The sequence below is a fragment of the Bradyrhizobium sp. P3_C3 genome (genome assembly GCF_056402655.1).
Map to the genome: position 1 here is coordinate 229721 of NZ_JBFUGY010000006.1, position 14930 is coordinate 244650.

Here is a 14930-nt window from a genome sequence, read left to right on the forward strand (position 1 = left end):
TCAGCGCACCAGATAGAGGATCGGGAACATGACGATCCAGACCAGATCGACCATGTGCCAGAAGGCGGCGCCGGTCTCGACGCCCGAGATCTCGGCGCGGCGGCAGACCACGGCAAGGATGATGATGCCGAGGCCGACATGCAGGAGATGGAAGCCGGTCAGGAGGAAGTAGAGCGTGAAGAACGGGCTGGTTTCCAGGCCGATCCCGCGACCGATCTCTTCGGCATATTCGGTCAGCTTGATCGCGATGAAGAGGCCGCCGAGCGCCATGGCAATCAGTAGCCAGCGGCGCGATGCCCGCTTTTCACTGGCGCGCGCAGATCTGGTCGCCCTCGCCGCGGCCCAGCCGCTGGTCACCAGCACGATTGTGTTGAGGCCGGCGAGATTCGCGTTGAGCGCCGCCTGCCCCGCCGCGAACACAACGGGATGGATCGCCCGGGCAACGACGAAGGCGCCGAGGAACAGGCCGAAGGCGACGAGCTCGCTGAAGATCAGCACCCAGATCATGGGATCGCCGGGGAGATCTTCCAAGATTCCCCAGCCGGTTCCCTGTTGTTCGCAATCGGCCGCAGACATCGTCTTTCCGGATCAGGACACCGGCCAGACTTAGCTCAACCGTTCAGTTCGGAATTTGTCGCAGGACAAACTGGGGGGCCACCGGCGGAGATGTTTGCGCCGACGCAACGTCCCGCTCGCCGGAGCGCGGTACGAACAGACTCAGGGTTCGCAAAGAGCGGTGAGCAATGACATGAGCGATGCACAGATCGGGCTAATGACCGCGACACCCATCATCATCGCCTTCGCCATCACGCTCCGGCGCATGGGCGTGCTGTCGACGGTGGCGACGGTATCGGCGGTGAGCCTCTCCGTCGCGATCGCGACGGTGCTGTTCACGACGCAGTAGCCGGGCACTACCGATGAGGAGACGATCAGCTATCGCCGGTCGGGCGCTATTCTCGGCAGGATGAGCTGAAACCGCGTCCCCGCGCCGGGCAGGCTCTCGAGCCGGAGCTGCCCACCCAGCCGGTCGACGACGATGCTGTGCACGATATGCAGACCGAGGCCGCTGGCGCCGTCGTGCCGGCGCGTGGTGAAGAATGGGTCGAAGGCCCGCCGTTCCACATCGGGAGCCATGCCGCAGCCGTCATCAGCAAACAGCAGCTCAACGTGGTCATCATTGACCGCACGGAGCGAGACGTTGATCGTCCCGGTCTCACCATCGGAGAACGCGTGCGTCATCGCATTGACTGCGAGGTTGGTGAGCACTTGGCCGAAAGGCCCGGGATAGCTGTCCATGGCGAGATTCGTTTCGCAGTGGAGGCTGAACGCGATGTCGCGCACCCGCAACTGCCGCTCGAACTGCGACAGAACCTGGCCGGTCAGCTCGCCTGCGTCGAAGCTGCGCCGAAGTGACTCGGTCTGGTCAGCCGCCACCTGCTTGAAGGATTGCACCCGCTCGGCGGCGCGACCGAGATTCGTGACCAGCTGCGCCGACGCATCGCTGACCAGTTCCAGAAACCCTGTAAGTGTCGAGCGCTTGAGATTACCCCGCGCGACCTCCGCCGCGAACTGCTCCGCCTTGCGCTGGAGCGTCGATGCCACCGTCAGACTACTGCCGAGCGGCGTGTTGATCTCGTGCGCGACACCGGCAACCATGCGCCCGAGCGCCGCAAGCTTTTCCGCCTCGATCAGGGTGTCCTGGATATCGCGCAGATGGCGAAGCGCGGTCTCGGCGGCGTCCCTGGCGCTGCGAATCTCCCGCTCGGCGCGCTTGCGTTCGGTGATCTCCTCCGCCGCCACGTTGACCGCGACAATCTCGCCGTCCGGCATTCGCAGCGGGTGCCAATAAGTAACCCAGGAACGCTCCTCGACCTGATCAGCCCGTTGCCCCGCCACCTCGATACCGATCACGGGCTCGCCCGTCGCGACGATCGAGCGCACAATCTGCTCGACGGAACCCGCCAGGGCCGGCACGCAGTCCCTGACCGTATGTCCAAGATGGCCTTCGACGGATATGCCGCAGATCTCGGTCAGACGCTGGTTGATCAGCAAATAGCGGCAGTCCGGCGACAGACAGGCCAACCCGATCGGGGCGGTGTCGTAGATCAGCTGCAACGCCGGCAAAGTCGAGACCAGCATCAACTCCGAAGCCGGCGATGACCTCACTGTACTCGTCACTCAGGTTCCCCGTGGTCCCTTGCGTCGACCACATGAGATTAGCACGGAATTGACGATCGGTTGATCTAGATCAAGAAGACGCGCCGGCGCCTCTCGTTCCGAGGCTCTGGCGTGAATCGCCTCGTTCAAAACAGAACAAAGGCCCCGATCAATAAACCTGCAGCAAAGGAGCCTAGCCCGAGGGTGCAGACGGAAACGATGCGCAAGAGGATGCGAAGCCGGCCCTCAAATTCATCGTCTGTCATCTCGTGGATATGAGCCGCCACTGGTGCTGCCCTGCCCGTGCCCTGCTCGGCCCCCCCGGATCTAGTCCCCAAATCATGGTCATCGCGAGGCATCGGTTCCGGTCGCGATGCCGTGATCGAAATTGACGAAAATGGTAGTCGCCTGGCGGGGCGGCGCCAGAGCCTCCCCCGCGACGTGATTTTGCGCCTACCGCCGCTGGTTATACACGTCGATGCACACCGCGCCGAGCAGCACCAGGCCCTTGATGACCTGCTGATAGTCGATGCCGATGCCGAGGATGGACATGCCGTTGTTCATCACGCCCATGATCATGGCGCCGACCACGGCGCCGCCGACACGCCCGACGCCGCCATAGGCCGAGGCGCCGCCGATGAAGCAGGCGGCGATGACGTCGAGCTCGAAGCCGAGGCCCGCTTTCGGCGTCGCGGTGTTGAGGCGCGCGGCAAAGACGAGGCCGGCAAGGGCTGCGAGCACGCCCATGTTGACGAAGGTGAGAAAGGTCAGCCGCTCGGTCTTGATGCCCGACAGGCTTGCCGCCTTGGCGTTACCGCCGACGGCATAGATCTGCCGGCCGATCACGGTGCGGCGGGTGACGAAGCCGTAGAGCGCGATCAAGGCGCTCATGATCACCAGCACGTTCGGCAGCCCGCGATAGGTCGCGATCAGGTAGGTGAAGTAGAGCACGGCGCAGGCCAACACCACGCTCTTGCCAAGGAAGAACGCGTAAGGCTCGACCTCGATGCCGTGCGACTGCTCGCGCGCGCGGCTCTTGGCGCTGGCATAGACCAGCCCCAGCGCCAGCACCGCGCCGATCAGCATCGAGGTCGGATGCAGCGTGCCGGCTTCGGGCAGGAACTCCGGAATGAAGCCCGACGACAGTTTCTGGAAGGTCGGCGGAAACGGCCCGAGCGACTGCCCCTGCAACACCGCGAGCGCAAGTCCCTTGAACACGAGCATGCCGGCCAGGGTCACGATGAAAGACGGTATCTTGAAATAGGCGACCCAATAGCCCTGCGCCGCGCCGATCGCAGCGCCGACCACGAGGCAGGCGATGAAGGCGAGCGTATAGTCGACCTTGTACGTCACCATCAGCAGGGCGGCGACCGCGCCGACGAAGCCCGCGACCGACCCTACCGAGAGGTCGATGTGGCCGGTGACGATCACGAGCAGCATGCCGAGCGCCATGATGACGATGTAGCTGTTCTGGAGCACCAGATTGGTGAGGTTGAGCGGCTGGAGCAGCGTGCCGCCGGTCATGACCTGGAAGAACAGCATGATCGCGATCAGCGACATCAGCATGCCGTAATTGCGCAAATTGTTCTTGATGAAGCTGCCGGTCCGGCGCTCCTCGGGCAGCGACACCGTCTTGTCGGTCATGGCTGCAATCCTCCCATCTCCGCGGCCTCAGGCACGCCGTTTCCGTTGCTTCGTTCGTTGCGCATGATGGCGCGCATGATCTTCTCCTGCGTCGCCTCTGCGCCCTTGAACTCCCCGACGAAGGCGCCGTCGTTCATGACGCAGATGCGATCGCAGATACCGAGCAGCTCGGGCATCTCCGAGGAGATCACCACGACGCCGCGCCCGGCCTCCGCAAGCTCGTTGATGATACAGTAAATCTCGTATTTGGCACCGACGTCGATGCCCCTTGTCGGCTCGTCCAGGATCAGGACCTTGGGATCGGTCATCAGCCATTTCGACAGCACCACTTTCTGCTGGTTGCCGCCGGAGAGCTGGCCGGTCTCCTGGTACACGTCGGAGCAGCGGATGCGCATGCGGCTCCGGTAGTCGCTGGCGACCTTCAGCTCGGCGATGTCGTCGATCACCCGGCCGGGTGCGACCTGGTCGAGGCTGGCGAGCGTGATGTTCTTGCGGACGTCGTCTGCCAGGATCAAGCCGAGCTGCTTGCGGTCCTCGGTGACATAGGCAAGGCCGGCGTCGATCGCGGCCGCAACGCTCGGCAGCACGATCTCATGGCCCTCGAGCTTGATGCGGCCGCTGATAGTGGTGCCCCAGGAGCGGCCGAACAGGCTCATGGCAAACTCGGTGCGACCGGCGCCCATCAGCCCGGCAATGCCGACGACCTCGCCGCGCTTCACGCCGAAATTGACGTTCTTGATCACCTGCCGCTCGGGATGAATGGGGTGATAGACCGACCAGTTCTCGACGGTCAGGACAGGCACGCCGATCTTCGCGCTGCGCTCGGGAAAGCGATGGGCGAGATCGCGGTTGACCATGCTGCGGATAATACGGTCCTCCTGGATCGGCTCGCTGCGGCAGTCGATGCTGTCGACGGTGCGGCCGTCGCGCAGCACGGTGATGTGGTCGGCGACCTTGGCCACCTCGTTGAGCTTGTGCGAGATCAGGATCGAGCCGATGCCCTGCTCGCGGAAGGCCATCAGGCGTTCGAGCAGCGCGGCGCTGTCGGCCTCGTTGAGGCTCGCGGTCGGCTCGTCCAGGATCAGCATCCGCACCCGCTTGGACAGCGCCTTCGCGATCTCGACCAGCTGCTGCTTGCCGACGCCGAGGTCGGTGATCAGCGTATCCGGCGATTCCTTCAGGCCGACCTGCGCGAGCAGCTCGCGGGTGCGCCGGTAGACCTCGTCACGATCGATGACGCCGAATTTTGACGGCGGATGCGACAGGAAGATGTTCTCCGCGATCGACATCAGCGGGATCAGCGCCAGCTCCTGGTGGATGATGATGATGCCGAGCGCCTCGGAATCGTTGATATCGCGGAAGCGGCGCTCCTCACCCTCGAAAACGATGGTGCCCTCGTAGCTACCGGCCGGGTAGACGCCGCTGAGCACTTTCATCAGTGTGGATTTGCCGGCACCGTTCTCGCCGACAAGCGCGTGGATCTGCCCGGCCTCGACCGAGAAGTTCACGTCACGCAGAGCCTGCACGCCTGAAAAGCTCTTGCTGACGTTGCGCATCTCCAGCATGGCGGTCATGATTTCACATCCCTCGATCGCTGCTAGTTCACCTCTCCCCGCTTGCGGGGAGAGGGAGAAGAGGCTCTCCCCGCAAGCGGGGAGAGGGGAAAGAAAGAAGCTTACTGGAACTGCGACTTCTTGTAGTAGCCGCTGTCGACCAGAGTCTTCTCCCAATTGTCCTTGTAGACCACGACCGGCTTCAAGAGATAGGACGGCACCGTCTTGGCGCCGTTCTCGTAGGTCTTGGTGTCGTTGACGGTGACCTGCTTGCCGGCGAGCGCCGCGTCGACCATGTCGGCGGTCACCTTGGCGAGGTCGCGGGTGTCCTTGAAGATGGTCGAGTACTGATCACCGCGCAGCATCGCCTTGATCGAGGGCACCTCGGCATCCTGGCCCGAGATGACAGGCATCGGTTGTCCGGCGCTGCCATAGCCGACGCCCTTCAGCGATGAGATGATGCCGATCGAGAGGCCGTCATAGGGCGACAGCACTGCGTTGACCTTCTTGTTGCCGTAGTAGGCGCTGAGCAGATTGTCCATGCGGGCCTGCGCGGTGGCGCCGTCCCAGCGGAGCGTCGCGACCTTGTCCATGCCCATCTGGCCGGAGACGACGACGAGCTTGCCGCTGTCGATGTACGGCTTCAGCACGCTCATCGCGCCGTTGTAGAAGAAGTAGGCGTTGTTGTCGTCGGGCGAGCCGCCGAACAGCTCGATGTTGAACGGGCCCTTGCCGTCCTTGAGGCCAAGCCCCTGCACGAGCGACTCCGCCTGCAACACGCCGACCTGGAAATTGTCAAAGGTCGCGTAATAGTCGACGTTCGGCGTGCCGCGGATCAGGCGGTCATAGGCGATCACGGTAATGCCTTTGGCTTTCGCCTGCTTGAGCACGTCGGACAGCGTGGTGCCGTCGATCGCGGCGATCACCAGCGCTTTCGCACCCTTGGTTACCATGTTCTCGACCTGCGAGAGCTGGTTCGGGATGTCGTCCTCGGCGTATTGCAGGTCGGTGTTGTAGCCGCGCTCCTTCAGCACCTTGACCATGTTGTTGCCGTCGTCGATCCAGCGCGCCGACGATTTCGTCGGCATGGCAATGCCAACCGTCGCCTTGTCCTGGGCGGAGGCGGTGACGCCTGAGGCCATCGTCGCTGCGCCGGCCAGCGCCAGCGCGAGGAATGTCGTCTTCAGTTTCAGCATGTTTTACTCCCTTGGGTGTCAGACTGTTTCTTCGTTTCGTCGAGAGGGTTGGTCGTGTGCGCCTGCGAGCCTCCTATGCGAGCTTGACGTCAGGCTCCGCGCGGCCACTCGCAGATGCCTGCAACAGGAAAGTGCAGCCGGCTTGCGGATCGGCGGCGCGCGCCGCCGCGTCCATATCCTGCCAGGCCGACGTGACGAGGAGGCGCGACAGATCAGGGCCGACGAAGGCCGGGCAGCTCGACTGCTTCGCCGGCACGCGCAGCGAGCGCAGGCGCTCGCCTTGCGGAGAGTAGACATCGATCCGGCCCGCACCCCAGCAGGCGTTCCAGATCCGCCCGTCGGCGTCGCACACCGAGCCGTCGAGGCCCCCGATGCCGGTGTGGCGCAACAGAACGTCCGGCTCGCCTCGCGGCAAGCCGGTCGCCGGATCAAGCGGAACGGCGTAGAGCACGGCGCGCGCGGTGTCGGCGAAGTAGCCGGTCGCACCATCAGGTGAAAAACAGATCGAATTGGGAATGGTGATGCGGGGGAACAACATCGAGATCTTGCCGCGATGGAACGCGTAGATCGCGCCCGCTCCTGCCTCCGCATTGCGGCCCATGGTGCCGATCCAGAACGTGCCGGACTGATGCACACGGGCATCGTTGGAGCGCGTCGCGGGATTGTCGGCTTCAAGCGGACAGACCAGCGTCAACGCGCCGCCGGCGAGCTCGCGGATGTAGAGGCCGTCTTCGGCGACGATCAACTGGCGCTCGGCGTCGATGCGCCCGAGACCGCTAACCATCCGGCCGAGCGCGTGGACGCGAATGCTGCCGCTGCCGAGATGCGCCTCGAACAGCCGCCCCTCGCGGATATCGAACCACCAGGCCGTGTCGGTGCTCAAATCATAGGTCGGCCCCTCGCCGAGATGGCATGGATCGTCCGAGAGAACCGAGGTCGGCACCTCTTCCATCATGGCGTCCTCACTCCAAAGCGATAGACCGTGTGATGGCGGTAGACCTCGCCGGGATTGAGGCGCGGGCTCGGGAAATCCGGCCGGTTCGGCGCATCCGGCCAGATGTGCGGCTCGAGACACATGGCGTCCGATTGCCGGATGAGCTTGCCGCCCTTGCCCGAGATCGTGCCGTCGAGATAGTTGCCGGAATAGACCTGAAGGCCGGGCTGATTGGTCAGGAGCTCCATGATGCGCCCCGAACGCGGCGCCTCCAGCCGGGCCGCGAAAGCAAGCTTGCCGTCACGCCCGAGGCAGTAGGTATGGTCGTAGCCCTTGCCGTTCCGCAATTGCTGATCGCTCTCGCGGATGCGCGCGCCGACGGCCACGCCGTCGCGGAAGTCGAACGGCGTTCCGGCCACCGCGCGCGGCGGCTCAGCCAACGGAATGGCGGTGGGATCGATGGCGAGGAAATGCTCGGCGGCGACCGTCAGCTTGTGGTCGAGAATGGGCGTGCCTGAGGTCGCGCCTTCCAGATTGAAGAAGCTGTGATTGGTCAGGTTGACAATGGTCGGCCGGTCGGCTCGCGCCTCCATCGTCAACGACAGCTCGGCCGGGCCGGTAACGCGATAGGTCAGGCGCACGTCGAGCCGGCCGGGATAATTTTCTTCGCCATGCGGACTCGAATAGGTGAGCGTGACGCCCGGCTCCGCGCCGTCGTCGATGGCGGCAATCTCCCAGAGCTTGCGATCGAACCCGTCGAGGCCGCCATGCAGCGCATTCGGACCGTTGTTGACCGGAAGCTGCACCGTTTCGCCGTCCAGCGAAAATCGCCCGTTGGCAATGCGGTTGGCGTAGCGGCCGACGGTGGCACCGAAGAACTTTCGTTCGGCGAGATAACCGGCGAACGCGTCATGGCCGAGCACGACGTCGTCGTAACCGCCTTTGGCGTCCGGCACGATGAGCGCCTGGATCACCGCGCCATGGGTGATGATGCGGGCTTCAAACCCGCCCTCCCCGCGCAGCACGATGCGCTCGACGTTGCGGCCGTCCGGCAGCGTTCCGAAGATGTCTTTTGTTATTTTTGATCCAGCCATGTTCAGTCCACAAACGGTTCGACGATGTTGCGCCTGCCGAGCAGGAAGGCATCGGCAACGAGACGCAGCGGCGCCAGGTCGACGTCGCGTGCGCCGGTCGCGGTGAGCTTGACGAAGCGCCCGTACAGCTCGCGATATTCCTGATCGGACGCCTCGGCAACGGTCTCGCCGTCGATTTCCATGCGCCGACCGCCGCCCGACAACGTCATTCGGCCCTGGTCCGTTTCGACGAGGATATCCCAACTCTGCGGCCCGGTCTGGCGGAAATCGAACTCGGCGGTCACAGGCAGGCCGCCAATGTCGGCCAGCGTCAGGTTCGCGGCGATCGGGGCCTGGCAATTGGCTGGAAAGGCCAGCTCGGCCGCGGTGACGAACACCGGACGGGGCAGAATACGGGTCAGGATCGAGAGCGCGTTGATGCCGGGATCGAACACGCCGAGCCCGCCCGGCTCCCAGATCCAGCCCTGCCCGGGATGCCAGACGCGAACGTCTTCCTTCCAGTTGATGTGCACAGACTTGATCCGCCGCGTGAGAAGCCACTCGCGCGCCGGCTCGACCGCGGGCGCATAGCGCGAATGCCAGGTCGCAAACAGCGTTCGCTTGGCTTCCTCCGCCATCGCGATCAGCGGGTCGAGCTCGGCGACGCCGGTGCCGGGCGGCTTCTCCAGCATCACGTGCTTGCCGGCAGCGAGCGCCGCGGCGGCCTGGGCGCGCCGTACCTGCGGCGGCGTGCAGAGCGAGACGGCATCGATCGGCGGTCCCTTTTCCAGCAGTTCCTCGATGGTCGCAAAATGCGGCACGCCCGGCAGCGATGCGTTGCGGCTCGCGACGGCCGCGAGCGTCGCGCCCGCCGTCGCAGCAATCGCACCGACATGCTGGTCGCGCGCGATCTTGCCGAAGCCGACGATGGCAATACGAAGTTCGGTCACGCTTTTTCTMCAGTATCCGCGGACGGCAGCACCTCGGCCTCGTGGCGGCGCATACCGTTGTGAATGACATAAACCATCGCTTCCGAGGCGGTCTGGGCTTCGCCGGCGGCGATGCCATCGACGATCTTCTGGTGCCAGAGCAGCACGGTGTCGCGGTCCTCCGGCTCGACCGGTGCGCTGAGCAGGAAGGAGGCGCGCAGGGCGGCCTCGATGACGTGTCCGATCGAGCGCATGAACAGATTGCCCGACGCGCGCGCCACCGCAACATGGAGCGCGAGGTCGGCGTCGGCAAAGCCGACGGAATCGGAAGCCTCAAACCGCATGCGGTCCATGCAACGACGGAGCTCGGCGAGGTCGTCCTCGGACCGCTGCGCCGCAGCCAGCATGGCCGCGCGCGGCTCGACCGCGAGGCGAATCTCGGCGAGGTCGTTGAGGAAGCGCTTGTCGATGCCGGCGTCCAGATGCCAGGCCAGCACGTCGGCGTCGAACATGTTCCAGGCGGCGCGCTCGCGTACGACGGTGCCGACGCGGGCCTTGGTGGTGAGCAGGCCCTTGGCGACCAGGGTCTTCACGCTCTCGCGCAGCACCGGGCGCGACACGCCGAACATCGCAATCATCTCGGCATCACCAGGCAGGCGCGTTCCCTCGGCGTAGCGGCCGGCGATGATGTCGACGCCGATCGAGCGGGCCACTTCCGCATGGTTGGAGTGAGCCCGGCGCGTCGGGATGACGACGATGCGCGACGTCATGTGGCTGCTCCTGCGCCCTTCGCCGCCGGCCGCCGCGCGAGCGCGACCAGCCCCTGCTGCAAGGCGATGAAGGCGAACAGTAGCACGCCGGTTGCGATCTTGGTCCACCAGCTCGACAGCGTTCCGTCGAAATTGATGTAGGTCTGAATCAGGCCCTGGATCAGCACGCCGAGGAAGGTGCCGATCACCGAGCCCTGCCCGCCCGTGAGCAGCGTGCCCCCGATCACGACAGCCGCGATGGTGTCGAGTTCGACGCCGACCGCGGAGAGCGAGTAGCCGGCGCTGGTGTAGAAAGAAAACACAATGCCGGCGATGCCCGCGAGCAGGCTCGACAGCATGTAGATTTTCACCGTCATCTTGCCGACGGCAACGCCCATTAGGCTCGCGGTCGCCCGGCTGCCGCCGAGCGCATAGACATTAGCGCCGAACCGGGTGAGATGCAGCAGCAGCGCGCCGCCGATCACGATCACGAGCATGATGATCGCGATCGCCGTCAATCGCCCTCCACCGGGCATCCGCAGCGCGAAGTCCGACACAGTGGAATAGACCGGCGCGGTGATCGGCACCGATTCCGTCGAGAGCAGGAAGCTCGCGCCGCGGGCCAGGAACATCCCCGCCAGCGTTACGATGAACGGCGGCAGGTCGAAGACATGGATCACCGCGCCCATCGCCGCTCCGAAGGCCGCCGAGAGCGCGAGGATCGCGACGAAGGCAAGCAGCGGCGGCACGCCCCAGCGCTCGATCGCAAGCGCGACGAACACCGTGGTGAAACCGATCACCGAGCCGACCGAGAGGTCGATGCCGCCGGAGATGATGACGAAGGTCATGCCGGTCGCGACGATGCCCAGAAAGGCATTATCGGTGAGGAGATTGCCAACCACGCGGGTCGAGGCGATGTTGGGGAATTGCACGGCGCAGAGCGCAAAGCCTGCAACGAGCACGATGGCGGTGATGAGGACCGGGGGCAGGCCTTTCATGCTTTGGACCTCCGCAGCCGCGCGGCGATGCCGGCAATTCCCGAAAATTTCGGCGATTGCAGCAGCAGCACCGTCATCACCACCACCGCTTTGACCAGCAAATTGAACTCCGGCGGGTAGCCAGACAGCAGAATGCCGGTGTTCATGGTCTGGATGATCAACGCACCGAGCACGGCCAGCACGAGGCTGAAACGGCCGCCGAACAGGGAGGTGCCGCCGATCACCACCGCGAGGATGGCGTCGAGCTCGAGCCAGAGGCCGGCATTGTTGGCATCCGCGCCCATGATGTCGGCCGCCGCGATCACGCCGGCGAGCGCCGCGCAGATGCCACACCAGACGTAGACCGCCAGGATCATCGCACGCGTGCCGACGCCGGCAAGCTCGCTCGCCCGCGCGTTGCCGCCGGTTGCCTCGATCAGCAATCCGAGCGCCGAACCGCGCACCACCGCGCCGGTGAGAATCAGCATGCCCAGGGCGATCACGACCGGCATCGGCACGCCGAGCACGGCGCCATTGCCAAGCCAGACCAGATCCGGCGAGGAGAAGGTCACGATACGCCCCTCGGTAATGAGCTGCGCGATGCCGCGTCCCGCCACCATCAGGATCAGCGTCGCCACGATCGGCTGCATGCCGAGCACCGCGACGAGAAATCCGTTCCACAATCCGCAGATCAGGCCAGCGCCGAGCGCGGCCGCAAGGACCACGGCCAGATTGTGCGTGTCGGCAAGGCTCGCCGCGATCGCGCCCGAGATGGCCATGACCGCGCCGACCGACAGATCGATGCCGCGCGTCGCGATCACCAGCACCATGCCGAGCGAGAGCAGCGCCACCGGCGTGCCGCGGTTGAGCACGTCGATCAGGCTGCCGAACAGCCGGCCGTCCTGGAGACGCAGATCGAAGAATTGCGGTGACACGATGCGATCGACCGCCAGGATGACGATCAACGCGAGGATCTGGGCAAGGCCGCGGCGCGGCAACAGCGCTGTCATGCCCGGCCCTCATGCGCGACAGCGGCGCCGTCGGCGGCGATGGCCGCGAGAATGTTGCCGACGTCGATCGCCTCGCCCGCGAGCTCCTCGACATGGGCGCGGTCGCGCAGCACGACCACGCGGTCGGAATAGGTCACGATCTCATCCAGCTCGGAGGAGATCACGAGCAGCGCCAGCCCGTCGTCGCAGAGCTCGCGGATCAGGCGGATGATCTCGGCATGCGCGCCGACGTCGATGCCGCGGGTCGGCTCGTCCAGCACCAGGAGGCGCGGCGAGGTCGCGAGCCAGCGCGCCAGCAGCACCTTCTGCTGATTGCCGCCGGACAGTAGCCCCACGGCGCGCTCCGGATCGGGCGGGCGGATGTCGAGCATCTTGACGTAGCGGCCTGCGATCTCGTCCTGCTCGCGGCGCGACAGCGGACGGTGCAGGCCGCGCTTGGCCTGGAGCGCGAGCACGATGTTCTCGCGCACGGTGAGCTCGGCGACGATGCCGTCGGTCTTGCGTTCCTCCGGGCAATAACCAAAGCCGTGGCGCACGCCGTCGCGCGGCGACTGCAGCCGCACGGGCGCCCCCTCCACCCTCGCCTGCCCGCCATCGGCGCGCTCGGCGCCGAACACCAGCCGCGCCGTTTCGGTCCGGCCCGAGCCGAGCAGGCCGGCGAGACCCACGACCTCGCCATGGCGCAGCTCGAGATTGAACGGCGCGACATAGCCGGCCTTGCCGTAGTTCTCGAAACTCGCGCAGACCTCGCGCGCCCGATGCTCTCCCGCCGACGCCCGGGTGCTGGTGGTCTCGGCCAGCTCGCGGCCGAGCATCATCCGGATCAGCTCGAGCCGCGGCAGCGAGGCGGTCTCGCGCTCGCCGACCAGGCGGCCGTTGCGCAGCACCGTGATGCGGTCGGAGATCTCGTAGACCTGATCGAGGAAGTGACTGACGAATACGATGCCGATGCCGCGCTTGGCGAGCTGACGCATGATGCCAAAGAGAATCTCGACCTCGTGACGGTCGAGGCTCGCTGTGGGCTCGTCCAGGATCAGCACGCGCGCGGAGAGATCGACGGCCCGCGCGATCGCGGTGACGTGCTGGATGGCGACGGAATAGTTGCCGAGCGGCGCGGCGACGTCGATATCGAGGCCGAAGTCGGTGAGCAGCGCCTTGGCGCGACGCCGCATCTCGCCTTCACGCACGATGCCGAAGCGCATCGGCTGCCGGTCGAGGAATAGGTTCTGCGCGACCGAGAGATTCGGCAGCAGATTGACCTCCTGGTAGACGGTGGCGATACCGGCCTGGAGCGCCGCCTTGGCCGAGCGCGGCGCGACCTCCTCGCCGCCGAGCCGGACGATGCCGGCATCGCGGGGGAATACGCCGGTGATCACCTTGATCATCGTGGATTTGCCGGCGCCGTTCTCACCGAGCAACGCATGAATCTCGCCGGCACGAAGCGTGAAGTCGACCTCCTGCAACGCACGCACAGCACCGAAGCTTTTGCTGATCCCGCGCACCTCCAGCAGGGAAGGAGCAGGATCGGGGCTGTTCTCCATAACGACGTCACTCCCACCGGCGTCCGCTTATGCTGCGGACACCCAGCCTATTCGTTCGCGCAGCGGTTTCGAAGGGGGCTGCCGGACCACAACGCGCGGTCCGGCGCGGCACCCCGCCTCAGTAACCGAGGCCCTTCTTGCTGTCGTAGATCTTCTGCGGATCGTCAGCCGCTGTATAGAGCTTGGAGTCGGTCTGGATCCACTTGGGCGGCACCGTGCCCTTGTCCTTGAAGGCCGCGATGGCATCGAGCGCGGGACCCGCCATGTTCGGCGTCAGCTCCACGGTGGCATTGGCTTCGCCGGCGGCCATCGCCTTGAAGATGTCGGGAACCGCGTCGATCGAGACGGTGAGGATCTCCTTGCCCGGCTTGAGGCCGGCTTCCTTCATCGCCTGGATCGCGCCGACCATCATGTCGTCATTGTGCGCGTAAACGGCGCAGATCGACTTGCCGCCACCTTCGGCCTTGATGAAGCTCTCCATCACCTCCTTGCCCTTGGCGCGGGTGAAGTCGCCGGTCTGGCTGCGCACCACCTTGAGGTTCGCATGCTTGGCGATGGCGGTGTCAAAGCCCTTCTTGCGGTTGGCGGCGACGCTGGCGCCGACCGTGCCCTGCAATTCGACGACGTTGCAGGCCTTAGCCCCGACGGTCTTGGCCAGCCAGTCGCCGGCAACCTCGCCTTCATGCACGCTGTCGGAGGTCACGGCGGTGAGATAGAGCTCCTTGCCGGAGGGATCGATGTCGCGGTCGAGCAGCACGACCGGGATCTTGGCCTCCTTGGCTTCCTTCAGCACCGAGTCCCAACCGGTCGAGACCACAGGTGCAAGGAAGATCGCATCGACGTTCTGCGCGATGAAGGAGCGGATCGCCTTGATCTGGTTCTCCTGCTTCTGCTGCGCGTCGGCGATCTTGAGATTGACCTTTCGCTTGGCAGCCTCCTGCTTGGAGACCGACGTCTCGGCCGCGCGCCAGCCGGATTCCGATCCGATCTGCGAGAAGCCGACGGTGAGCTCGGCGGCGCTGGCCGGCAGCGCTAGGAGCAACGCGGCCGTGGCGCTGGCCGCAAAGAGGGCTTTGAGGGTCATCAGGCGTGTCTCCCAAGAAGTCATCTTGTGTTATCTCGGGCGCCGATTGGTAGCATGGCACCCGCAGGCCGGCCCTTGAGGCG

Annotated in this window: 14 protein-coding genes; 1 reads left to right on the top strand and 13 read right to left on the bottom strand. The window is 65.3% G+C overall.

The window, feature by feature from the left end:
- Nucleotides 1-576: a cytochrome c oxidase subunit 3 family protein gene (locus AC1DW2_RS09800; protein ID WP_166351576.1), complete on the bottom strand. Its 576-nt coding sequence runs from the start codon at nt 574-576 to the stop codon at nt 1-3.
- Between the two features lie 172 nt (nt 577-748).
- Between AC1DW2_RS09800 and AC1DW2_RS09805 the strand changes: the two genes are divergently transcribed.
- Nucleotides 749-904: a hypothetical protein gene (locus AC1DW2_RS09805; protein ID WP_477005892.1), complete on the top strand. Its 156-nt coding sequence runs from the start codon at nt 749-751 to the stop codon at nt 902-904.
- A 29-nt stretch (nt 905-933) separates the two neighbouring features.
- On the opposite strand, the gene AC1DW2_RS09810 is transcribed toward AC1DW2_RS09805, so the two are convergent.
- From AC1DW2_RS09810 to ytfQ, 12 genes are all read right to left on the bottom strand, one after another.
- The gene (locus AC1DW2_RS09810; RefSeq protein WP_477005893.1) at nt 934-2139 is read right to left on the bottom strand and encodes a sensor histidine kinase; all 1206 of its coding nucleotides are present in this window, start codon (nt 2137-2139) and stop codon (nt 934-936) included.
- A gap of 471 nt (nt 2140-2610) precedes the next feature.
- Nucleotides 2611-3801, bottom strand: a complete 1191-nt coding sequence (mmsB, locus tag AC1DW2_RS09815) for a multiple monosaccharide ABC transporter permease (protein ID WP_063984477.1) — start codon at nt 3799-3801, stop codon at nt 2611-2613.
- Nucleotides 3798-5375, bottom strand: a complete 1578-nt coding sequence (mmsA, locus tag AC1DW2_RS09820; protein ID WP_477005894.1) for a multiple monosaccharide ABC transporter ATP-binding protein — start codon at nt 5373-5375, stop codon at nt 3798-3800. Before mmsA ends, mmsB begins: the two co-directional genes overlap by 4 nt.
- A 101-nt stretch (nt 5376-5476) precedes the next feature.
- The gene (gene chvE / locus AC1DW2_RS09825; RefSeq protein ID WP_063984479.1) at nt 5477-6550 is read right to left on the bottom strand and encodes a multiple monosaccharide ABC transporter substrate-binding protein; all 1074 of its coding nucleotides are present in this window, start codon (nt 6548-6550) and stop codon (nt 5477-5479) included.
- Between the two features lie 73 nt (nt 6551-6623).
- Entirely contained in the window at nt 6624-7502 is an 879-nt protein-coding gene (locus AC1DW2_RS09830; RefSeq protein WP_477005924.1) for an SMP-30/gluconolactonase/LRE family protein, read from the bottom strand.
- Entirely contained in the window at nt 7502-8578 is a 1077-nt protein-coding gene (locus tag AC1DW2_RS09835) for an aldose epimerase family protein (protein WP_477005895.1), read from the bottom strand. Before AC1DW2_RS09835 ends, AC1DW2_RS09830 begins: the two co-directional genes overlap by 1 nt.
- 2 nt (nt 8579-8580) lie before the next feature.
- Nucleotides 8581-9507, bottom strand: coding sequence for a Gfo/Idh/MocA family protein (locus AC1DW2_RS09840; protein WP_477005896.1), 927 nt, complete (start codon nt 9505-9507; stop codon nt 8581-8583).
- The gene (locus AC1DW2_RS09845) at nt 9504-10256 is read right to left on the bottom strand and encodes a FadR/GntR family transcriptional regulator (RefSeq protein WP_477005897.1); all 753 of its coding nucleotides are present in this window, start codon (nt 10254-10256) and stop codon (nt 9504-9506) included. The genes AC1DW2_RS09840 and AC1DW2_RS09845 overlap by 4 nt, the downstream gene beginning before the upstream one ends.
- Nucleotides 10253-11233, bottom strand: coding sequence for a galactofuranose ABC transporter, permease protein YjfF (yjfF, locus tag AC1DW2_RS09850; RefSeq protein ID WP_477005898.1), 981 nt, complete (start codon nt 11231-11233; stop codon nt 10253-10255). Before yjfF ends, AC1DW2_RS09845 begins: the two co-directional genes overlap by 4 nt.
- Nucleotides 11230-12222 (bottom strand): ABC transporter permease, encoded by a 993-nt coding sequence (locus tag AC1DW2_RS09855; protein WP_477005899.1) that lies wholly within the window; start codon nt 12220-12222, stop codon nt 11230-11232. The genes yjfF and AC1DW2_RS09855 overlap by 4 nt, the downstream gene beginning before the upstream one ends.
- On the bottom strand, nt 12219-13763 hold the full coding sequence (locus tag AC1DW2_RS09860) for a sugar ABC transporter ATP-binding protein (protein WP_477005900.1): 1545 nt from the start codon (nt 13761-13763) through the stop codon (nt 12219-12221). The genes AC1DW2_RS09855 and AC1DW2_RS09860 overlap by 4 nt, the downstream gene beginning before the upstream one ends.
- Nucleotides 13764-13881: 118 nt before the next feature.
- Nucleotides 13882-14847 carry a galactofuranose ABC transporter, galactofuranose-binding protein YtfQ gene (ytfQ, locus tag AC1DW2_RS09865; protein WP_477005901.1) on the bottom strand — a complete coding sequence of 322 codons (966 nt, stop codon included), beginning with the start codon at nt 14845-14847 and terminating at the stop codon, nt 13882-13884.
- Nucleotides 14848-14930 lie beyond the last annotated feature (83 nt).